General features: G+C 72.6%; 18 protein-coding genes. 4 read left to right on the forward strand and 14 right to left on the reverse strand.

What is annotated here, in order from left to right:
- Window positions 1–79: 79 nt before the first annotated feature.
- From ABT300_RS13440 to ABT300_RS13470, 7 genes are all read right to left on the reverse strand, one after another.
- The gene (locus ABT300_RS13440; RefSeq protein ID WP_351674613.1) at window positions 80–343 is read right to left on the reverse strand and encodes a hypothetical protein; all 264 of its coding nucleotides are present in this window, start codon (window positions 341–343) and stop codon (window positions 80–82) included.
- Window positions 344–471: 128 nt separating this feature from the next.
- On the reverse strand, window positions 472–1,239 hold the full coding sequence (locus ABT300_RS13445; RefSeq protein ID WP_351674614.1) for a GNAT family N-acetyltransferase: 768 nt from the start codon (window positions 1,237–1,239) through the stop codon (window positions 472–474).
- 300 nt (window positions 1,240–1,539) lie between these two features.
- Window positions 1,540–2,070, reverse strand: a complete 531-nt coding sequence (locus ABT300_RS13450) for a hypothetical protein (protein WP_351674615.1) — start codon at window positions 2,068–2,070, stop codon at window positions 1,540–1,542.
- Window positions 2,071–2,074: 4 nt separating this feature from the next.
- On the reverse strand, window positions 2,075–2,779 hold the full coding sequence (locus ABT300_RS13455; protein ID WP_319276324.1) for a helix-turn-helix transcriptional regulator: 705 nt from the start codon (window positions 2,777–2,779) through the stop codon (window positions 2,075–2,077).
- Window positions 2,780–3,062: 283 nt separating this feature from the next.
- Window positions 3,063–5,096 (reverse strand): outer membrane protein assembly factor BamB family protein, encoded by a 2,034-nt coding sequence (locus ABT300_RS13460; RefSeq protein ID WP_351674617.1) that lies wholly within the window; start codon window positions 5,094–5,096, stop codon window positions 3,063–3,065.
- Between the two features lie 89 nt (window positions 5,097–5,185).
- Window positions 5,186–6,997, reverse strand: coding sequence for an outer membrane protein assembly factor BamB family protein (locus ABT300_RS13465; protein ID WP_351674619.1), 1,812 nt, complete (start codon window positions 6,995–6,997; stop codon window positions 5,186–5,188).
- Between the two features lie 189 nt (window positions 6,998–7,186).
- Entirely contained in the window at window positions 7,187–8,995 is a 1,809-nt protein-coding gene (locus ABT300_RS13470) for an ABC-F family ATP-binding cassette domain-containing protein (RefSeq protein ID WP_351674621.1), read from the reverse strand.
- A gap of 157 nt (window positions 8,996–9,152) precedes the next feature.
- Between ABT300_RS13470 and ABT300_RS13475 the strand changes: the two genes are divergently transcribed.
- Window positions 9,153–9,746: a Uma2 family endonuclease gene (locus tag ABT300_RS13475; protein ID WP_452987350.1), complete on the forward strand. Its 594-nt coding sequence runs from the start codon at window positions 9,153–9,155 to the stop codon at window positions 9,744–9,746.
- A 19-nt stretch (window positions 9,747–9,765) separates the two neighbouring features.
- Here ABT300_RS13475 and ABT300_RS13480 read toward each other — a convergent pair whose 3' ends face one another.
- The 6 genes from ABT300_RS13480 to rsmI all read right to left on the reverse strand — a co-directional run bounded on the left by ABT300_RS13480 (window position 9,766) and on the right by rsmI (window position 15,640).
- Window positions 9,766–10,665, reverse strand: a complete 900-nt coding sequence (locus ABT300_RS13480) for a 4-(cytidine 5'-diphospho)-2-C-methyl-D-erythritol kinase (protein ID WP_351674625.1) — start codon at window positions 10,663–10,665, stop codon at window positions 9,766–9,768.
- The gene (rsmA, locus tag ABT300_RS13485) at window positions 10,662–11,537 is read right to left on the reverse strand and encodes a 16S rRNA (adenine(1518)-N(6)/adenine(1519)-N(6))-dimethyltransferase RsmA (protein ID WP_351674627.1); all 876 of its coding nucleotides are present in this window, start codon (window positions 11,535–11,537) and stop codon (window positions 10,662–10,664) included. Before rsmA ends, ABT300_RS13480 begins: the two co-directional genes overlap by 4 nt.
- A 58-nt stretch (window positions 11,538–11,595) precedes the next feature.
- Window positions 11,596–13,038, reverse strand: a complete 1,443-nt coding sequence (locus tag ABT300_RS13490) for a resuscitation-promoting factor (protein ID WP_351674629.1) — start codon at window positions 13,036–13,038, stop codon at window positions 11,596–11,598.
- Window positions 13,039–13,150: 112 nt separating this feature from the next.
- Window positions 13,151–14,044, reverse strand: a complete 894-nt coding sequence (locus tag ABT300_RS13495; RefSeq protein ID WP_351674631.1) for a TatD family hydrolase — start codon at window positions 14,042–14,044, stop codon at window positions 13,151–13,153.
- A 46-nt stretch (window positions 14,045–14,090) separates the two neighbouring features.
- Window positions 14,091–14,522 (reverse strand): hypothetical protein, encoded by a 432-nt coding sequence (locus ABT300_RS13500; protein WP_351674633.1) that lies wholly within the window; start codon window positions 14,520–14,522, stop codon window positions 14,091–14,093.
- Window positions 14,523–14,767: 245 nt separating this feature from the next.
- Complete coding sequence (gene rsmI, locus ABT300_RS13505; protein WP_351674634.1) at window positions 14,768–15,640, reverse strand: 16S rRNA (cytidine(1402)-2'-O)-methyltransferase; 873 nt, start codon at window positions 15,638–15,640, stop codon at window positions 14,768–14,770.
- 63 nt (window positions 15,641–15,703) lie between these two features.
- Between rsmI and ABT300_RS13510 the strand changes: the two genes are divergently transcribed.
- From ABT300_RS13510 to ABT300_RS13520, 3 genes are all read left to right on the forward strand, one after another.
- Window positions 15,704–17,455: a dolichyl-phosphate-mannose--protein mannosyltransferase gene (locus ABT300_RS13510; RefSeq protein WP_351674635.1), complete on the forward strand. Its 1,752-nt coding sequence runs from the start codon at window positions 15,704–15,706 to the stop codon at window positions 17,453–17,455.
- Window positions 17,456–17,581: 126 nt separating this feature from the next.
- Window positions 17,582–19,216 (forward strand): penicillin-binding transpeptidase domain-containing protein, encoded by a 1,635-nt coding sequence (locus ABT300_RS13515; RefSeq protein ID WP_351674636.1) that lies wholly within the window; start codon window positions 17,582–17,584, stop codon window positions 19,214–19,216.
- 143 nt (window positions 19,217–19,359) lie between these two features.
- Entirely contained in the window at window positions 19,360–21,036 is a 1,677-nt protein-coding gene (locus ABT300_RS13520; RefSeq protein WP_351674637.1) for a penicillin-binding transpeptidase domain-containing protein, read from the forward strand.
- Window positions 21,037–21,087: 51 nt separating this feature from the next.
- Here the strand turns inward: ABT300_RS13520 and ABT300_RS13525 are convergent, their stop codons facing one another.
- Window positions 21,088–21,459: an SsgA family sporulation/cell division regulator gene (locus tag ABT300_RS13525; protein ID WP_351674638.1), complete on the reverse strand. Its 372-nt coding sequence runs from the start codon at window positions 21,457–21,459 to the stop codon at window positions 21,088–21,090.
- Between the last annotated feature and the right edge of the window lie 103 nt (window positions 21,460–21,562).

The raw sequence follows: 21,562 nt of genomic DNA on the forward strand, positions 1-21,562 counted from the left end.
GCGGCGGGGCGGCCCCGGGATCCCGGCATGCGGAACCCGGAGCCGCCCCACGTCATGGCCGTGGTCGACCGGAGGGGTCCTAGTCCTCCCGGTCGGCGACGTTCACGTTCACGGCGTCGTCGCCGTTGTTGCAGATCTGCTGGGTCGCCGTCTGGTTCGACGAGGAGCCGAGGAGGGGGAGGTTCAGGTTCGGGATGTTGATGAGACCGAACGAGATGTTCTCCACGTGGTTGGCGCACTGCCGGGAGTCCCCGTCGGAGCCGGCGGAGGCGATCCCGGTCCCGGCCATGCCGAGGCCGACGATCATGGCAGCCACGAGAGCGGTCTGGTGAAGCTTGCGCATTGCATTCCCTTTTCGGCTGAGTGGCGTGTTTCGTCAGTCACCGACGACACATGCGGTCACCGAACGAAACGGTACGGTTACACACCGTATGCGTCAATTGTCCGATACGCACCTCAGCCATCGGCGAGTCAGCTCCGTTCGAAGCAGTGAGAGCGGCCGATTGCCGAGAAGCCGCGACGCTCGTACCAGTGACGCGGCCAGTCCGCGGCGTCCGCGGTCAGGAACCGGGTCCCGCAGCCCTCGGCGGCGGCCATGCGCAGGGCCGCGCCGAGGACGGCGTCGCCGTGACCGCGCCGGAGATGGGCCTCCGAGGTGACCAGGTCCTCGATCTGGGCCATGCCGGTCGCCGGGTCCATATAGAGGTCGGCCCAGGCGGCGACCTCGCCGTCCTGCGTGCGGGCGCCGAGGAACCGGACGACCTCGGCCCCGCGGCGACGCGCCTCGCGCCGGTCGACGAGGTGGCGGACGACCTCGTCGCCGGCGTCCGGGAGGAAGCCCCGCCAGCGCCGGGCCAGCGGGACACGGAGCGCGTCGAGGTCCACCTCCCGCGCAGAGCCGCCGCCGTCGGTCGGCGCAGGGCCCGTGTGCAGCATGACCAGCAACGTGGAGTGGGTGTAACCGGCCCGCGCCAGCGGCTCCGCGCACGCGACGGCGACGTCGTCGTCGAGGACGGAGATCAGGCGGAACGGCAGATGTCCCAGCGCCCGCTCGGCGAGGGCGGGCAGCGCCTCGGGATCGACGGCCCCGTCGACCACGACCTGGTTGTCGGCGTGGGAGTGCGCGAAGTCGTCGTCGAGGGCGGCGAACCCGCCCGGGAGGTCGACGACGCGCGCGGCCTGCCGCCGGGCGAAGGACGACAGGAAGGCGTTGATCCGCTGCATTTCCGGGTGGGGCATGGGGAGAGCCTAGGCAGCCGCACATCGGGGCCGCCCCCGAATTACCCGCTGCACGCACCACGTCCGGCCGTCGGGGGCCCGAGGGCCGGGGCCCCGGGTGCCGCAGGCGCGGGCGCCGCAGGCGCGGGCGCCGGCCGGAACAGGCTCAGGCGGTACTCGGTGGGGCGGTCCGACCGGCCGCACAGCGTGTCGATGCGCACCGCCGCCGGGTCGACCGGCGGCTGCGCCGCCCGCAGGCGCTGAAGCACCGCGCGCAGCTCGGACCGGTCCCGCGTCTCGAGCAGCACGTCCCAGCGGCCGTCAGCGCGCTGTGCCGCCGCGCTCCGCTGCCGCCGCCGCTTTCCCCGTCCCGGCATCGCCACGCGCCCCTTTCACCGTCGCGTCGGCGCCGCACCCGGCGATCTCGCCGCTTCGCGCCGCCGCCACCAGGGCGACCGTCAGGATGACCGCCCAGTCGACGACGTGCGTCGACAGCGGGTAGCTCGCCAGGGTGTAGCCGTCCCCGGTCAGCAGGGCGACGTGCAGCGCCGCGACCGGCAGCCCCGCGGTGAGCGCCGCCAGCAGACCGCGCAGCGGGGCCCTCGCCAGCAGGCCGCGCGGGGCGATCGCCAGGGCGGCGCCGATGGCCGTGCCGAGGACGACGCCTGCCGCCATGCTGCCCGCAGCCGCGTACCCGCCCGCCGTCGTCAGCGCCCACGCCGCCCCGTACTGGCCGCCGACCAGGAAGACGAACGCCGCCACCAGGCACAGCAGGCCGAGCGTCCCCGCGGGCCACGCCCCCATGAGGACGCCGAGGCGCGCGCCCCGTCCGATGACCGTGCGTGCTCTCATCCGTCTACTCCGCTTCCGTCGCCCGCTCGCGGGAGGTGTGCGGCAGCGGCCCCGCGCGGTCCAGCAGACCCGTGCGCGCCGCGAGCGCCGCCGCCTCCAGACGGGAGCCCACGCCGAGCTTCATCAGGACCCGCTGGACGTGGGTGCGGGCCGTGGACGGAGCGATGCCCATGCCGGCCGCGATCAGACGGGTGTCCTCGCCGTCGGCGACGCGGACCAGGACCTCCACCTCGCGCGGGGTGAGCATCTGCAGCAGGCGCTGGCCCTCGTCGTCCGGCTGGGCCGCCGGGTTCAGCAGCTCGCCGAACGCGCCCTGCAGCAGCTGCGGCGCCACCGCCGCCTCACCCGCCCGCGCCTTCATGATGGCCCGCTCCACGCCCTCTATGCGCTCGTCGTGGCGTACGTAGCCGGAGGCGCCCGCGGCGAAGGCCGCGGCGATGCCGCGCGGGCTCGGCACCGGTCCGAGGACCAGGACCGCCACCTGCGGACGCTCCCGCTTGATGCGCACGACGGGGTCGAACACGCCCGGTTCGGCCGGCGCCGCCGTGCCCAGCAGGCACACCTCGGGGGCGCGGGTGATCACCAGCTCCGCCGCCCCGGCCGCCGGCGCCGCCGCGGCGAGCACCCGGTGTCCCCGCAGCTTGAGCGCCGAGGCCAGCGCCTCCGCGAGCAGGCGGTGGTCGTCGACCACCATCAGCCGCACTCCCATCGAGCAACCCCCCAGTCCCCCCGTGGACGCCCACAGGGATCCACGCGGACCCACACGCACCCACGCGGATCCACGCGGACGAACAAAGGGCGCCCCCCGGCACCCCTGTCTTCATGCCCCCGGAAGCTACACGCTTGTTCGACGTTGCGCTCCCCCTACCGGCGAGAACTGCCCGGATCGCCGAAATTCCTCTCACGAGGGCGACGTTGACGATAAATGAGCGGACCCCGCCCCCGAGCGGGAGACCTGCTCGGGGGCGGGGCCGTCACGACGGTCCGTACGATCAGCTGCCCGCGGCGCCGAATCCGACCGCGAGGTACTCGGGGTCGCCGCCCGAGGAGGCGTCGTCGTCGACGTACACCTCCGACATGTACAGGCGTCCCTGTGCGAAGAGGACCTCGGAGTACTCCGGGGACAGGCCGGTCTCCAGGTCGTGCACCGCGTCCGTGGCCGCGTTCTCCAGCAGCACGGTCTCCTTGAAGGAGCCGCCGTCGATGCTGACGACCTGTCCGCCCTTGTCGTACGGCGGCCTCTTGTACGCGATCAGGTTGCTGCCGTCCATGCGCAGCGGGTAGATCGTGTAGCCGTCGCCGGCGTCCGCGCGCTGGCCGGTCTGCTTGCCGGTGGCGAGGTCGAAGGCGACGACCTCGTTCGTCCGGCCGTGGCTGCCGCTGCCGTCGTGCTCCTCGGTGGGCACGTAGACGCGGTCGTTGCCGACGGCCAGGCCCGTGCAGGCCTCGATCCTGGTGATGCCCTCGCAGTCGGCCGCGTACTCCGCGCCCGGCACCGAGATGCGGGTGCGCAGCTTGCCGGTCTTGTTGTCGATGGAGAAGAAGTCCGAGATGCCGCTGCCGTCCCCGGCGCTGTCGCCGACGTCGGCGGCCACCACCAGGGGTTCGGTGGAGACGACGGACGCGTAGTCGATGCCGGTGGCCAGCTTGTACTCGGAGAGCACCTTCCCGGAGGCCGGGTCGATGGTCTGGATGTGCAGTTCGGGGTTGTCGTACGCGCCGCACTTGCGCACCGCCACCAGCTTGGGGCCGCCGCCGTAGCCGGCGTCGTAGCAGGTGTCGGCCGGCTTCGGCGACCACAGCACCTTGCCGGAGTCGATGTCGAAGGCGGCGCCGCCCTCCGTGCTGCCCACGGCGACCGTGTTCGCGCTGACCGTGACGTTGTCGAAGTCGATCGCGTAGTCGCCGGAGGTGACCGTCTTCTTCCACAGCTGCTTGCCGGCGGCGAGGTCGATCGCCGCGATCTGGTCACAGCGGGCGGTCTTGGCGGTGCTCGCCTGGAAGACGACCGCCGTGCGGTGGTCGTCGGTGGCGAACTTGCTGGCCTCGCACACCGGGCCCGGCAGGGCGATCGACCAGAGCTTGGCGCCCTTGGCCGGGTCGTAGCCGGTGATCTGGTTGACGCCCGTCTTCACGTACGCCTTGTCGGTCAGCCAGGAACCCCGGACGGCGACGTTCTCGCCCTTCTTGACCACCGGCATCGGCAGCTTGAACAGCACGTCGGAGGTGGGGTCGGTCGGCGCCTTCTCGCTGCCGCCGGAGGTCTTGCCGCCGGCGCCTCCGCCCGTGTCCCCCTTGTCGCCCCCGCCGCCGTTCGCGCCGCCGGAGCTCGCCTCGTCCTTCTTGCCTCCGCTGTCGGAGTTCGCGTACCAGACGCCGCCGCCGACGATCAGCGCGATCGCGACGACCGCCGCGACGATGATCGCCACCTGTGCGTTGATCTTGCCGCCGGAACCGCCCGGGCCGCCGCTCCCGACGACCTGCGGCTGCATGGGCACGGTCGGCTGACCCGGGTAGCCGTAACCGGGCTGACCGGGCTGACCCGGGTAGCCGTAGCCCGGCTGCTGGCCGTAGGGGTTCGTCTGCGGCTGGCCGTAGGGGTGGGGCTGCGGCTGGCCGTAAGGGTGGGGCTGCGGCTGGCCGTACGCGGACGGGCCCGGAGCGGGAGGGCCCGGCTGGGCCGGGTAGCCGTAACCGGGGCCGGCCGGGGGCGCGGCGGGCCCGCCCGGTCCGCCGGGGGCCGGGGCCTGCGGGTAGCCGTAGCCCGGCTGGGGCTGCGGCGGCCCGGACGGAGCCGGCGGCGCGGGCGGGGGCGGGGCCTGCGGCGCCTGACCCGCAGCCGGGGGCTGGACCGGGGCGGGGGGTTGGGCCGGAGGCTGCGGCTGCGGCTGCGGCTGCGGAGCCTTCGACAGGTTCGGCGCGGGCGGCTGCGGCGCGGCGTCCTGCGGGACGGAGTCCTGGGGCGCGGCCTGGGGAGCGGAGTCCTGCGGGGGCTGGTTCGGCGACGGGGGCGGCGGCTGGGTCATGGTGTGGGTACCTCAGGAGAAAGCTCGGGAAGCCCGGAAAGGCGGGGCGGAGAAGGCGACGGCGGAAGCCGGGAGGGCGGTGGCTCGCCTCACTTGCCGTAGGCGAGCATCAGCTTCTCCTTCGTGTCGTCGTTGCCCGTCAGCCGGGTGGTGGAGATGTAGAAGCGCCCGCCGACCCAGTCGACGTCACGGGAGTAGAAGCTGTCCTCGATCTTGACCGTGCTCTCGGGCAGTTGGAGCAGCTTCGCGGGCTTGTGCGCGGACCCCGCCGTGGGGATCGCCACGACCTGACCGGGCGCGTCGTACGACGGCTGGACGTACGCCACGAGGTTCCCGCCGTCGACCCGCACCGGCTTCATGGCCTCGTCCGTCGGGGACTTCACCCGCCACTTCTCCTTGCCGGTGGCCAGGTCGATCGCCACGATCTCGTTGGGACCGGTCTTGGCGTCGGTCGGCAGGTACAGCGTGTCGGCGTCGGACGCCGTGCCCTGGCAGCCGGTGAGGTTGCGCTGCAGGAAGCCGGAGTCGCAGTCGGGGGCGAAGTCCTCGTCGAAGCCGACCTGCGAGCGGTAGGAGCCGTTCGCCTGGAACGTCGAGATGTTCCAGGAGTTCTTGTCCTTGTTGGTGCTGTAGACGACCAGCGGGTCGACGGAGTACGTCTTGCCGACGCTCCAGCCCTTGTCGAACTTCTGGGTCCACTTGACCTTGCCGGTGGCCGGGTCCAGCTCCTGGATCTCGTCGTGCTCGGTGGCCTTGGTCGCGTCGCAGGACGCCACCGAGATGAGCCGGCTGCCGCCCGCGAAGGCCGTCGGGAAGCACGCGTCGCCGTACTTCTGCTTGTCGTACAGCTTCTTGCCCGTGCGGACGTCGTACGCGGTGCCGGACTGCGAGCGGCCCACCATCAGCGTGTTGCCGGCCAGCGACAGTTCGACGCTGATCGCGCTGTCGAACAGCGCGCCGTCCGCGACCACGCCGGTCCAGCCCTTGACGCCGGTGCCTAGGTCGACCTGCTGGAGCTGGTTGCACTTGGCGCGGTCGCTGGTGCCGCTCATGTAGGCGACGACGACCTTGTCGTCGGCCGTCCGCTGCGGGGTGACCGCGCAGATCTTCTGGGGGAACGTGAGGGCGGGCCAGGACGGCCTGCCGTCCGCCACGTTGTACGCGACGACCTGCTTGTAGGCGGCCTTCACGGCCGCCTTCGAGGTGATCCACATGCCGGGGGCGTCGGCGCCGGAGGCGGGCGCGTCGGGCGCCTCCTTGTACCAGAGCACCTTCGCCTCGCCGGACTTGCGGCCCGCGTTGAAGTCCTGGGGGTCCTCGCCGCCGTCGCCGTCGCCGTCGCCGGGGTTGACCGGGGAGGCGCCGGTCGTGGCCTTGTCGTCGCCGCTCGGCGCGGCGACCGGCTTCTTCGGGTCCTTGTCGTCGCCGTTCGTGACCGCGAACACCGCGCCGCCGATCACCAGCAGCGCCACGACCGCGGCTCCGACGACCAGCGCGGGCCGCCCCTTGAAGGGGCTGCGGCCGCCCGCCGGAGCGCCGGGCGCGCCGGGGAACTGGGACTGCTGCGGGTAGCCGTAGCCGGGCTGCGGACCGTAGGGGCCGGCGGCCTGACCGTACGGGCCGGGCTGTCCGTAGGGGCCGGGCTGCGGGGGTTGTCCATAGGGGCCTGGCTGCTGGGGCGGCTGACCGTAGGGGCCGGGCTGCTGCGGGTAGCCGTAGCCGGGCTGCGGGGCCTGGGCCGGCGGGCCCTGGGGCGGCTGCGGCGGCATCTGCGGAGCGCCGAAGCCGCCCTGCGGCGGCTGCTGTTGTGGCGGTTGCTGCGGCGACGGCTGCTGGTGCGGCTGGTCCTGCGGTGCTCCGAAACCGCCGGGCTGCGGCGGCTGACTGGGCGGCTGGGCCATCGGCGTGTTCCCCCTAGTCACTGATTTTTAGCCACGCCTCCGGGCCAGTGACCACCCGGAGCCGTCCTCAGAAGGTTCTCGGACGGCTCTTTCTATCACCCGGCGCCGACGGCTTCCGGGGCCGCTCCGCCCCTGTTCCCAAGGGAGGACCGCCCCGTGATGCCGTCGTTATGCGTCTTCACGCACCCTTCACGCATCCTCGGCGAGATCCAGCCATCGCAGCTCGAGTTCCTCGCGCTCGCCGGCCAACGCGCGCAGTTCGGCGTCCAGTTCGGCCACCTTCGCGAAGTCGGTGGCGTGGGCGGCGATCTGGTCGTGCAGCTTGGCCTCCTTCTCGGAGACCTTGTCCAACTGCCGCTCGATCTTCTGCAGTTCCTTCTTGGCGGCGCGCTGGTCGGCGGCGCTCTTCTCGGGAGCGGCCTTCGCCGCGACGGCGGGGGCGGCGGAGGCGGCCACGGCCTCCTCCATGCGCTGCCGGCGCTCGATGTACTCGTCGATGCCGCGTGGGAGCATCCGCAGCGCGGCGTCGCCGAGGAGGGCGAAGACGCGGTCCGTCGTGCGCTCGACGAAGAACCGGTCGTGGGAGATGACGATCATCGAGCCGGGCCAGCCGTCGAGCAGGTCCTCGAGCTGGGTGAGGGTCTCGATGTCCAGGTCGTTGGTGGGCTCGTCGAGGAAGAGGACGTTGGGCTCGTCCATCAGCAGCCGCAGGATCTGCAGCCGGCGGCGCTCGCCGCCGGACAGGTCGCCGACCGGCGTCCACTGCTTGTCCTTGTTGAAGCCGAACGTCTCGCAGAGCTGTCCGGCGGTCATCTCCCGCCCCTTGCCGAGGTCGACGCGCTCGCGCACCTGCTGCACGGCTTCCAGCACCCGCAGACCGGGGTCGAGTTCGGCGACCTCCTGGGAGAGGTAGGCGAGCTTCACGGTCTTGCCGACGGCGATCCGCCCGGCGGCCGGCTGGGTCTCGCCCTCGGTGCGCGCGGCCTCGGCGAGCGCCCTCAGCAGGGAGGTCTTGCCGGCGCCGTTGACGCCGACCAGGCCGATGCGGTCGCCGGGGCCGAGGTGCCAGGTGATGTGCTTCAGCAGGACCTTGGGGCCGGCCTGCACGGTGACGTCCTCGAGGTCGAAGACCGTACGGCCGAGGCGCGAGGAGGCGAACTTCATCAGCTCGCTGCTGTCGCGCGGCGGCGGCACGTCCGCGATGAGCTCGTTGGCGGCCTCGACGCGGAAACGCGGCTTGGACGTGCGCGCGGGGGCGCCGCGGCGCAGCCAGGCCAGTTCCTTGCGGACCAGGTTCTGCCGCTTGGTCTCCTCCGTCGCGGCGATGCGCTCACGCTCCGCGCGCGCGAAGACGTAGTCGGAGTACCCGCCCTCGTACTCGTGGACGGCGCCGCGCTGCACGTCCCACATGCGGGTGCAGACCTGGTCGAGGAACCAGCGGTCGTGGGTGACGCAGACGAGCGCGGAACGGCGCTCGCGCAGATGCCGGGCGAGCCAGGAGATGCCCTCGACGTCGAGGTGGTTGGTCGGCTCGTCCAGGACGATGAGGTCCTGCTCCTCGATCAGCAGCTTGGCGAGCGCGATGCGGCGGCGCTCGCCGCCGGACAGCGGGCCGATGACGGTGTCCAGGCCCTGCGGGAAGCCGGGCAGGTCGAGCCCGCCGAAGAGCCCGGTGAGGACGTCCCGGACCTTGGCGTTGCCGGCCCACTCGTGGTCGGCCATGTCCCGGATGACCTCGTGGCGGACGGTCGCGGTCGCGTCGAGCGAGTCGTGCTGGGTGAGCACGCCGAGGCGCACCCCGCCGGAGTGCGTGACCCGCCCGGAGTCGGCCTCCTCCAGCTTGGCGAGCATGCGGATCAGCGTGGTCTTCCCGTCGCCGTTGCGGCCGACGACACCGATCCGGTCCCCTTCGGACACGCCGAGCGAGATGCCGTCGAGCAGCGCACGGGTCCCGTACACCTTGCTGACGTTCTCGACATTGACCAGATTGACGGCCATTTCACTCCTGCGCATCGGGGTCGGACAGCCTTTAACCCTACGGCCTGACGGGTGAGGCGCCGGGCGCGACCGGAGGGTCACTCTTTGTGATGACGTGATCGCGATCAGGCCGCTACCGTGGAGGACGGGCAGCAGGATCCCGTCCATGGGAGGAACCATGACCGCCGAGTCCGTCAAGCGCGTCGTCCAGTGGCCGGTGCCGCCGCAGGACGGCTACACCGTGGACGACCTGTTCACGCTGCCTGATCTCCCGCCGCACACCGAGCTGATCGACGGGAGCCTGGTTTTCGTGAGTGCCCAGCGCATCTTCCACGCTGATGCCATCGACATGCTGATGAGCGGCCTGAGGCGCACGGCGCCGCCCGAGCTGAAGATCAAGCGTGAGATGACCGTCGTGATCGACAGCCGCAACGGCCCCGAACCGGACATCTCCGTGGTGCGCGCGGAAGCCGTCGCCGACCGGCGTCAGACCCACTTCAAGGCCGCCGACGTGCTGCTCGCCGTCGAAGTCGTCTCGCCCGACTCCGAGGCGCGCGACCGCGACACGAAACCGCACAAGTACGCGGCGGCGGGCATCCCGCACTTCTGGCTCGTCGACATGGCGGGCCAGGACGACCACCCGGTCGTCCAGGTCTACGAACGCGGCGAGGCCACCGGCACCTACGCGCTGACCGGCATCCACCACGACCACGTCAAGCTCAGCGTGCCGTACGACATCGACATCGACCTGACCTCGATCGACGCCCTGTGAGATCCCGGGCCTGACGGCCTCAGACGACCGTCGCCCCGGGCACCGGCCCGGACGCCGTGCGCACGGCACGGCACGTGCCCGACGCCTGCAGCGCCTGCGCCGTCTTGCGCGCCGACTCCGCGTCCCGGACGAGGAACGCCGTCGTCGGGCCCGAGCCCGAGACCAGCGCGGCCAGCGCTCCCGCCCCGCGCCCCGCGTCCAGGGTGTCGGCGAGTTCCGGGAAGAGCGACAGCGCGGCGGGCTGCAGGTCGTTGGAGACGGTGGCCGCGAGGGCGTCGGGGTCGCCCGCCGCGAGGGCGTCGAGGAGCGCGCTCGAGGCGACCGGTTCGGGGACGTCCGTTCCCCGGGTGAGCCGGTCGAACTCGCGGAACACCGCCGGCGTCGACAGGCCCCGCCCGGCCATCGCGAACACCCAGTGGAAGGCGCCGCCGGTCTCCAGGGCCGTCAGCTTCTCGCCGCGTCCGGTGCCGAGGGCGGCCCCGCCGACCAGGCTGAACGGCACGTCGCTGCCCAACTCGGCGCAGATGTCGAGGAGTTCGTCGCGGGTGGCGCCGGTGCCCCACAGCGTGTCGCAGGCCAGCAGCGCGCCCGCGCCGTCCGCGCTGCCGCCCGCCATGCCCCCGGCGACCGGGATGTCCTTGGCGATGTGCACCTGCACGTCGGGGGTGCGGCCGTACCTCTCGGCGAGGGCGATCGCGGCCCGCGCCGCGAGGTTCGTGCGGTCCAGGGGCACCTGGGCCGCGTCCGGGCCCTCGCAGGTGACGCGGAGCCCGTCGGCCGGGGTCACCGTGACCTCGTCGTACAGGCCGACCGCCAGGAACACGTTGGCCAGGTCGTGGAAGCCGTCCGGGCGGGCCGCGCCCACCGCGAGCTGCACGTTGACCTTGGCGGGCACCCGCACGGTGACGCCGGCGCTCACGCGGCGTCCTGCTGCCGGTGCTCGGCGATCCGGGCGAACTCCTCGACGGTGAGGGCCTCGCCGCGCGCCTGCGGGGACACCCCGGCGGCGACCAGGGCCGTCTCGGCGGCGGCGGCCGACCCCGCCCAGCCGGCGAGCGCGGCCCGCAGGGTCTTGCGGCGCTGGGCGAAGGCCGCGTCGACGACGGCGAAGACCTCGCGCCGGGACGCCGTGGTCCTGATCGGCTCGGACCGCCGCACCAGCGACACCAGCCCGCTGTCCACGTTCGGCGCCGGCCAGAAGACGTTGCGGCCGATGGCTCCGGCCCGCTTGACGTCGGCGTACCAGTTCGCCTTCACGGACGGCACGCCGTACACCTTCGAGCCGGGGCCCGCGGCGAGCCGGTCGGCGACCTCCGACTGGACCATGACCAGGGTGCGTTCGATGCTCGGGAACGTCTCCAGCATGTGCAGCAGCACGGGCACGGCCACGTTGTACGGCAGGTTCGCGACGAGCGCGGTGGGGGCGGGGCCCGGCAGCCCGGTCACATGCATCGCGTCGGAGTGCACCAGCGCGAACCGCTCCGCGCGCTGCGGCATGCGGGCGGTGATCGTCGCGGGCAGCGCGCCGGCCAGGACGTCGTCGATCTCGACGGCCGTGACCCGGTCGGCGACCTCCAGCAGGGCGAGGGTGAGGGAGCCGAGCCCGGGACCGACCTCGACCACCACGTCGTCGGGCCGGACGTCCGCGGTGCGCACGATCCGGCGGACGGTGTTCGCGTCGATCACGAAGTTCTGGCCGCGCTGCTTGGTGGGCCGCACGCCGAGGACGGCCGCCAGCTCACGGATGTCGGCGGGGCCCAGGAGGGCGTCGGAGGGGGGGCTGCTGCTCACGGCACAAGGGTACGGGGCCGCACACCCGCCCCCGCACTCCGGCGGGCGTGGGGCGCTGTCAGCCGTGCAGGCGTCGTCCGCAGTGCGGCCAGGGGCTCGCGCCGCGTCGCACGTACAGCTTCTTCGCGCGGAGCGTCTGCTCGGCCGCCGAGGCGTCCTGGGGCCGTCCGCTGCCGCCGAGGCTCTGCCAGGTGCGGGTGTCGAACTGGTAGAGCCCGCCGTAGGTGCCCGACGGGTCGACGGCGCCGGGCCGGCCGCCCGACTCGCAGGCGGCGAGCGCGCGCCAGTCCAGGCCGTCGGCTCCCCGCACCGACGACGGAAGCGGCTTCGTCCCGACCCTCACCCGCTGCTCGCGCGGCTCGCGCACGATCTCGTCGCGGATCCGCCGGGGCTTTTGCCGCACGCCGTTCACGGAGCGCAGGGCGTAGGTGGTGCGCCGCAGTCCGGGCTGCCCGGCCCGCTCGACCACCTCGGCGCCCTTGAACAGCGAGGGGTCCTCGGTGCGGCGCACGTGGAACGGGATCTGCTCCTCGCGGACCTCCTCGGCGCCGGTGATCCGCAGCACGGTGACGGTCTGGCCGTCACGCGGGAAGCTGCCGGGGTCGACGGAGGTGGTGTCCTCGCCGCGCAGGGTGATCCCGGCGGCCGCGACCGCCTCGCGCACGGTCGCCGCGTTGGTGCGGATGGTGCGGGCCCGGCCGTCGGCCATGACGGTGACGGAGCGCTCGGTGCGCACGTCCAGCGCCAGCCCCGCGCGACCGATGCGCTGGGAGCGCGAGACGGACATGTACGCGCCCTCCGCCCGCACCCCGAGCTGCTGGAGCGCCTCCTCGACGGTGTGCGCGGTCGTCCACCACTCGTGTCGCTGTCCGTCCAGGGTGAGCCGGACGGGCCGCCCGTAGTGCACGGTGATCTCGTCGCCGCTGGCGAGGTCCGTGCCCGGGGCGGGTGCGACCACGTCGTGCTCGCCGACCCGCACGCCCTCGTCCGCGAGGAGTTCGCCCACGTCGTCGGCGAAGGTGTGCAGGGTGCGCGGCTTGCCGTCGACGGTCAGCTCCACCGCCTTGTCGTCGGCGACGAACGCGGTGGTGCCGCCGGCCAGGAACGCGACGACGAGGGCCTGCGGGAGCAGCCTGCGCACCGCGGACTCCGGGCGCTCGGCGTCGCGTGCCCGGCGCCGGCGCTCCGCCCGCCGACCCGTGCCCTGTGCGGGCGGCGGCGGTTCGGGGAGCGGGAGCACCGGCTCGGTCAGCTGCAGCGTCCGCGCGGGCTCGGCCCGGGCCGGCTGCGCGTCGTAGGGCCTGTGCGCGTCGTACGTCTCGTGCGCCCCGTCCGCCGCGCTCTCCTCGTACTCCGCGAACTCCTCGTACGAGGGGCGGTACGTGTCGTCGTACGTCCCGGGCGCCGCGTACACGCCGTACGCGACCGTCTCGGCGTTGTGCAGGTCGACCTGCGTCCCGCCGCCGTAGGTCCCGTACTCGAGGTACTGCGAGTTGCTCACGCCGACACTCCAGGGGTGGGGTCCGGATCGGGCCCCCAGAACCTAGCGGAGCGACGGTCACTCTCCAAAGTGGCGCGGCTACCGAGTGTGGTGTTCGACGCGTGTGTGCGGGTCAGTACCCGAACGCGCGTGCCGTGTTGGCGGCGAGAGCGGCGGCGAGGACGTCCTCGTCGACGCCCCGCACGGCGGCCATGGCGCGCACGGTGACGGGGATGAGGTAGGGGGCGTTCGGGCGTCCGCGGTAGGGCGCCGGCGTCAGGAACGGGGCGTCGGTCTCCACCAGGAGCAGCTCCGCGGGCGCCACGGCGACGGCGTCCCTGAGGTTCTGGGCGTTCTTGAAGGTGACGTTGCCGGCGAAGGACATGAAGTAGCCGGCGCGGGCGCAGATCTCGGCCATCTCGGCGTCGCCGGAGTAGCAGTGGAAGACGGTCCGCTCGGGGGCGCCCTCCTCCTTCAGGACGCGCAGGACGTCGGCGTGGGCGTCGCGGTCGTGGATGACCAGGGCCTTGCCGTGCCGCTTGGCCATCTCGATGTGGGCGCGGAACGAGCTCTCCTGGGCGTCCTTGCCCTCGGGGCCGGTGCGGAAGTGGTCGAGGCCCGTCTCGCCGACGCCCTTGACGTGCGGGAGCGCGGCGAGGCGGTCGATCTCGGCGAGCGCCTCGTCGAGCGCCGCCGGGCCGCCCGGCGTCCGCGCGCCCTGGCGGGATCCCGCTCCCCCAGGATCGCCGTGCACGATGCGCGGCGCCTCGTTCGGGTGCAGGGCGACGGCGGCGTGCACGCTGTCGTGCGCCGCCGCCGTCTCGGCCGCCCACCGGGAGCCGCGTACGTCGCAGCCGACCTGGACGACCGTGGTCACGCCGACCGACGCGGCTTTGGCGAGGGCCTCCGCCACCGTGCCCGACTGCATGTCGAGGTGGGTGTGGGAGTCCGCGACCGGCGCCCCGAGGGGGGCCGGAAGCGGCGGCGCGGCACTCTTGTCGGCGCGGTCGCCGGCGTTCGAAGACATGCCCCGATCCTACGGAAGGGGCTCGCCCTGCCCGGCCGGCTCCCGGCTAGCCGGCCTTGCGGAACGGGTGCAGCAGGTCGGACAGGTGCCAGTGGTGCAGCGGCTGCCCCTCCGCGCTCCCCTCGGGCTGCGCCTCGGGCTGTCCCTCGGCCGCCGTCACCGGCGCCTGGACCGGTCCGGCCGGGGACGCCTTGCGCTGACGGGCGGCGCTCAGCACCGAGGAGACCTGACCGGCCCGCATGATGCGCACGATGTGCCCGTCGCAGTTCTGGCAGGCCGGCCGGCTCAGCGGCGACGGCACGACACGCCCGTTCGCCACGTAGAGGACGAACTCGTGGCCGTCGGCGTCGGTGTGGTGCTCGATCTCGTACGACTGTTCCCAGCCGTGCCCGCAGCGCATGCAGGCGAAGGAGTACGACTCGTTGACGACGGCGCTCGCGCCGCCGCGGAGGCCGGTCTGCCCTGTGATGTCACTCATGACCGCTCCCGTGGTCCGCTGGTGGGACGGTTCACGTCCCGTCGTCCAGTGGACGCCTCCCCCGCGGCGAATGCACTCGACCTGTGCACTGTTGAAGCCGATTTGGGTGTCCCTTGCCCCAGGGCCCGGGGTCCTTTGCCCGCGCATGGGGCGCACGCTCAGACGACATGCGCCCTGCTCAGAGGGGGTGTGAGCCCGTTCACAACACCCCGGCACCAGCCGTCACAGCGGGACCGGGACACCCGTCACAGCGCGCCGGAGTTCTTCGCCGCCACCACCGCGTCGAAGACCTCGCGTTTGGGCAGTCCGGCCTCCGCCGCGACCGCCGCGATGGCCTCCTTGCGGCGTTCGCCCGCTTCCTCGCGCACCCGCACACGCCGGACCAGCTCCGTCGCGTCGAGCTCCTCGGGCCCGCGTTCCGGCGCGCCGGTGACGACGACGGTGATCTCGCCCCGCACGCCCTCGGCCGCCCACCGGGCCAGCTCGCCGAGCGGGCCGCGCTTGACCTCTTCGTACGTCTTGGTCAGTTCACGGCAGACGGCGGCCCGCCGGTCCGCTCCGAACACCTCGGCCATCGCGGCGAGGGTGTCGTCGAGCCGGTGGGGGGCCTCGAAGTAGACGAGCGTGCGGCGCTCGTCGGCGACGTCGCGCAGCCGCGACAGCCGTTCGCCCGCCTTGCGCGGCAGGAACCCCTCGAAGCAGAACCGGTCGACGGGCAGCCCGGACAGGGCCAGCGCGGTGAGCACCGCGGACGGGCCGGGGACGGCGGTGACGCGGACGTCCCGCTCCACGGCGGCGGCGACCAGCCGGTAGCCGGGGTCGGAGACCGAGGGCATCCCGGCGTCGGTGACCAGCAGCACCCGGGCGCCGCCGACGAGTTCCTCGACCAGCTCGGGTGTGCGGGCGGTCTCGTTGCCCTCGAAGTAGGACACCACCCGCCCCTTGGGCGTCACGCCCAGGGCCTGGGTCAGCCGGCGCAGTCGGCGGGTGTCCTCGGCGGCGATGACGTCGGCGCCGGTCAGTTCCTCGGCGAGGCGCGGCGGGGCGTCCGCGACGTCGCCGATCGGCGTGCCGGCGAGGACGAGGACTCCGGGGGCGGTTCGGGGCGTAGCTGTCACGTTTCCATCCTCGCAGGGGGAGAGACACGGGACTCACACAGACGTGTTCCCTACGATGGCGCGGTGACCAGTACCGCGTCCTCCATGGACTCCACGGACTACCGGCAGGACCCGGCGCCGCACGACCGGCGGCCGTCGTGGCAGCAGCGGCTGCGCCGCTTCGGCTGGCCGGCGCAGTCGTCCGCCGACGTCCGGGAGCGCCTGCTGCCGCCGTTCGCGCAGCCCAGCCCGCGGCTGTGGCAGGCGCTCGGCGTCCCGTACGGGTGGGCGGACCGGATCGTGCGCTGGTCGTCCTGGCTCGGTCCGCTGCTGGTCACGCTGTTCGCGGGCGTGCTGCGGTTCTGGCATCTGGGCAGCCCCAGGGCGGTGATATTCGACGAGACGTACTACGCGAAGGACGCGTGGGCGCTCGTCCACCGCGGGTTCGAGGTCAACTGGGACAAGAACGCCAACGACGCCATCCTCTCCTCGGGCGGTCATGTCCCGATCCCGGGGGACGCGGCGTACGTCGTGCATCCGCCGGTCGGGAAGTACGTGATCGGGCTGGGCGAACTGCTCTTCGGGTTCGATCCGTTCGGCTGGCGGTTCATGACGGCGGTGCTCGGCACGCTCAGCGTGCTGATGCTGTGCCGGATCGGCCGCCGCCTCTTCCGCTCCACGTTCCTCGGCTGCCTCGCGGGCGCGCTGATGGCGGTGGACGGACTGCACTTCGTGATGAGCCGGGCGGCCCTGCTCGACGGGGTGCTGATGTTCTTCGTGCTGGCGGCGTTCGGCTGTCTGGTGGCCGACCGGGACTGGGCCCGCGCGCGACTCGCCGCGGCGCTCGAACCGGACGCCGACGGCTGCTGCCGTCCGGACGCGCACCTCGCGGAGACGACCCGCATCGGGTGGCGGCCCTGGCGCTGGGGGGCGGGCCTGATGCTGGGCCTGGCCATCGGCACGAAGTGGAACGGCCTGTACATCATGGTCGCGTTCTGCGTGATGGCGGTGCTGTGGGACGTCGGCTCGCGCAAGGTGGCGGGGGCCCGGCGTCCGTACCTGGCGGTGCTGAAGCGGGACACGGGCTTCGCGTTCCTGGCGACGGTGCCGGTCGCGCTGGTCACGTACCTGGTGTCGTGGACGGGCTGGATCCTGTCCGCCACGGACGGCAAGGGCGGCTACTACCGCAACTGGGCGGCCACCGACGGCAGGGGCGGCAGCTGGACGTGGCTGCTCCCCGACTGGTGGCGCAGCCTGTGGCACTACGAGCACGAGGTGTACGAGTTCCACACCCACCTCACGTCGCCGCACACGTACCAGTCGAACCCGTGGAGCTGGCTCGTCCTCGGCCGTCCGGTCTCCTACTTCTACGAGTCCCCGGCGCCCGGCGCGGACGGCTGTCCGACGGACGCGGGCGAGAAGTGCGCGCGCGAGGTGCTGGCCATCGGCACTCCGCTGCTGTGGTGGACGGCCTGTTTCGCGGTGCTGTTCGTGCTGTGGCGCTGGCTGTTCCGCCGTGACTGGCGCGCGGGCGCGATCGCCTGCGGCATCGCGGCCGGCTACCTGCCGTGGTTCATGTACCAGGAACGCACGATCTTCCTCTTCTACGCCGTCGTCTTCCTGCCCTTCCTGTGTCTGGCCGTGGCCATGATGATCGGCGCGCTCGTCGGTCCCCCGGGCTCCAGCGACACCCGCCGCGTCGCGGGCGCCACGGGCGCGGGCGTCCTGGTCCTCCTGATCGCCTGGAACTTCATCTACTTCTGGCCCCTCTACACCGGCCAGGCCATCCCGATCGACGACTGGCGTTCACGGATGTGGCTGGACACGTGGGTCTAACGATTGCGGAAACTCCCGCCCCGGGTGCGCCGTCAGCGCTTACTGTGAGGCTGAGCGCGCATTTCTGAACGCGTTCAGAAACGACTCGCGAGGGTCGCCACGGGGACGACGGGGAGGACGCGGAACATGCGTAAGGGGGCAAAGGCGGCCATAGTCGGGTCGGTGTTCGCCGTGATGGTGGGCGGGGCCGGGTACGGGGCCTACAACGTGGTGAACGCGCTGAGCGACACCGGCGGCAGCGGCGGGCCGGGAGGCGCGGAGCCGGTGGCCGTCAAGAGCGGACCGCCGAGCGACTCCGAGGTGAAGGACACCAGCGCCGCGTTCTTCGCGGCCTGGGAGAAGGGGCAGGCCGCGGCCGCCGCCGGTCTCACTGACAACGCGGCGAAGGCCGGGCCGCTGCTGACCTCGTACGGTCAGGCCGCGCACATCACGGGCGTGAAGATCACCCCGGGCGAGCGGACGGGCGACAGCGTGCCGTTCGCCGTGAAGGCGACGGTGTCGTTCGGCGGGAAGTCCAAGCCGCTCGCCTACCGGAGCCGGCTGACGGTCGTGCGGGGCGTCACCACCGGCAAGGCGCTGGTCGACTGGCAGCCGTCGGTCGTCCATCCCGCGCTCAAGAACATGGACGACACCCTGGTCACCGGCGACTCGTCGGCGCCGTCGATCGAGGCCGTGGACCGGGACGGCAAGGTGCTGACGAAGGAGAAGTACCCCTCGCTGGGGCCGGTCCTGGACCAGTTGCGCAGCAAGTACGGGGCGAAGGCGGGCGGGACGCCGGGCATCGAGCTGGCGATCCGGCACGCCGCCCCCGACACCGCCGACACCCCGCTGCTGACGCTCGCCGAGGGCAAGGCGGGCAAGCTGCCCACCACCCTCAGCGCGAGCGTGCAGGCGGCGGCGGAGAAAGCGGTCCAGAAGTACCCCCAGTCGTCGGTGGTGGCGGTCAAGCCGAGCACCGGCGAGGTCCTGGCCGTCGCCAACAACCGCACCGACGGCTGGAACGCCGCCTTCCTGGGCGAGGTCGCGCCCGGCTCCACGATGAAGATCGTCAGCGCGGCCACCCTCATCGACAACGGGCTGACGACCGCCAACGGACCCGCGCCCTGCCCGTCCTCGGCCGTCTCCGAGAGCCAGACCTTCAAGAACATCACCGGCATGAAGGCCGACGAGGGCGCGACCCTCTCCAAGAGCTTCGCCGTCTCCTGCAACACGGCCTTCGTGAAGTTCGCCGACTCGGTGAAGGACGACTCGCTGACGAACGAGGCCCGGGACCGGTTCGGCATCGGCCTCGACTGGCAGACCGGCATCCCGTCGTTCGACGGCTCCGTCCCGGTCTCCGCCGGCCCGGACACCGCGGCCGGCCTGATCGGCCAGGGCAAGGTCCAGATGAACCCGCTGAACATGGCCTCGGTGACCGCGACCGCGATCACCGGCGCCTTCCGGCAGCCGGTGATCGTGCCGCTGAGCCTCGACGGGCGCGACCCGGCCCATGCGAAGGGGCTGTCGCCGAGCACCGTCCAGCAGCTGCGCTCCATGATGAACCGGACCGCGACCAGCGGCACCGCCGCCCAGGTCATGGCCGGGCTGAGCGGTCGCATCGGCGCGAAGACCGGCTCCGCCGAGGTCGACGGTCAGGCCCGTTCCGACAGCTGGTTCACCGGCTACCGGGGCGATGTCGCGGCCGCCGCGATGACCCAGGACGGCGGCCACGGGATCGACGCGTCGGGGCCGATCGTCGCGGAGGTGCTGCGGGCCGGCTGAACCGGAACCGAAGTGGCCGACGTCACCTATGACGTCACTCCCCGGCGACGGGACTCTAGGCTGTTGCCGTCGTTGGGGTCGGTGAGGGCAACGAGGGCAGCGGGGCGGGGGGAAGCCCCAGGGGATCCGGAGGATCGCACGCAGTGGGCAAGAGAAGGCGCGTCGAAGAGCAGCGCAGCAAGCGGCGTCCCGCCGTGGCCGGCGGCATGATCGCCGTCGTCGTCGCGGGCGCCGGGTTCGGCGTCTACGCGCTGTACGGCGGGGCGGCGGCCGACGACGGCTCCGCCGCAGCCGCAGGCGGCAGGCAGGCGCCGCGGGTCAGGGCCGATCCGCCGTCCGCGGCCGAGGCCAAGACCGTGGCCGAGCGGTTCCTCACGGCCTGGCAGGGCGGCAAGGTGGCCCAGGCGGCCGCCGCCACGGACGACTCCGCGGCCGCGTCCGCCCTGCTGACCGGTTACGGCAAGGACGCCCATGTCACGGGCGTCGCCCTCAGCGCCGGCGAGGCGAAGGGCGCCACGGTCCCGTTCAAGGTGAAGGGCACGGTGACGTACAAGGACGTCAGCAAGCCGCTGTCGTACGCCAGCGCGCTCACCGTGGTCCGCAATCCGAAGAACGGGAAGGCGCAGGTCGACTGGCACGCCTCGGTCGTCCACCCGGACCTGCAGGACGGCGACCGGCTCGTCACCGGCGCGTCGGGCACCCCGCCGGTCAAGGCCGTCGACCGCGCCGGCGGCGAGCTGACGGTCGCGAAGTACCCCTCCCTGGCGCCGGTGCTGGACGGACTGCGGGAGAAGTACGGCAAGAAGGCCGGCGGCAAGGCGGGCGTCGAGCTCCAGGTCGTCCGGGGCAAGGCGGCCAAGGCGAAGAAGGCCTCCGACAAGACGCTGCTGGAGCTCAGCAAGGGCACGCCGGGCACCGTGAAGACCACGCTGAGCCCGGCCCTCCAGGCGGCCGCCGAACAGCAGGTGGCGAAGACCGCGAAGTCGTCGGTCGTCGTGCTGCGCCCCTCCACGGGCGAGATCCTCGCGGTGGCCAACGCCGGTCACGGCTTCAACACCGCGTTCAACGGCTCGCTGGCGCCCGGCTCCACGATGAAGGTCGTCACGTCGTCGCTGCTCATCGAGAAGGAACTGGCGTCGGCGGACAAGACGCACCCCTGCCCGAAGACGTTCACCTACGGCGGCTGGAAGTTCCACAACGACGACGACTTCGAGATCACCGGCGGCTCGTTCAAGGCGAGTTTCGCCCGCTCCTGCAACACCGCCTTCATCAGCCAGGCGCCGGAGCTGGACGACGACAGCCTGACCAAGCAGGCGCAGCAGGTGTTCGGTCTGTCGATGAACAACTGGTCGATCGGCGTCCCGTCCTTCGACGGCTCGGTGCCGGTGCAGTCGAAGGCGCAGATGGCGGCCTCGCTGATCGGCCAGGGCGGGGTTCGGATGAACCCGCTGAACATGGCGTCGGTCGCCGCGACCGTGAAGTCGGGCTCCTTCCACCAGCCGTACCTGGTCGCCCCGTCCGTGGACCACCGCACGCTGGCGAAGGCGTCCCGCACGATGTCGGCGTCCACGCTGTCCCAGCTGCGGGAGCTGATGAACTACACCGCCGCGGCCGGCACGGCCGCCGAGGCGATGTCCGGCCTCGGCCCGGACTACGGCGCCAAGACGGGCTCGGCGGAGGTCGACAACCAGGACAAGCCCAACGGCTGGTTCACCGCCTACCGGGGCGACCTCGCGGCCGCGGGCGTCGTCCAGGCGGGCGGCCACGGCGGGGACACGGCCGGCCCGATCGTGGCGTCGCTGCTGCGGCTGGGCGGCTGACGGCCGGGAGCGTGTTTCCGTACGCCAGGCGGCTGACGGCCGGGGTCGTGATCAGTACGCCTGGTGGCTGACGGGCCGCTGATGCGCCGCGGCCGTGTAGGTGCGGCGCAGGAACCGCACCAGGGTCTTCGACTCGAACTGGACGACCGAGACGCCGTGCGCGGAATGGAACTCCACGATGGCCTGGACCCGCCCGCACGGCCACACCCGGACCTCTCCGGTGCCGGCCGGGGCGCGCAGGCCCTGTTCGAGGAGGTTGCGGGAGAACGTCCACTCGTGCCGGTCGGGCAGTCCGACGCGCACCGAGCGGGGGTCGCTGTCCGGGTCGTAGCGCAGGACGACGGGAACCGCCGTCCGTTCCTCGTCGACCTGGTCGGCGTCCGTGACGATATGGGCTCGCGCGTACTGTTCGACTACAGACATCGGCCGACCCTCTCACGCAGCGTGACCTGTGCGGAAGCTGTGCGTCCACTCCCCTCCAATGTCCCACATTTTCCGCGACCCGCTCCTTCGAGCAGGCATATCT

Source organism: Streptomyces sp. NPDC001027, from assembly GCF_040299045.1.
In the GTDB taxonomy this organism is placed as follows: domain Bacteria; phylum Actinomycetota; class Actinomycetes; order Streptomycetales; family Streptomycetaceae; genus Streptomyces.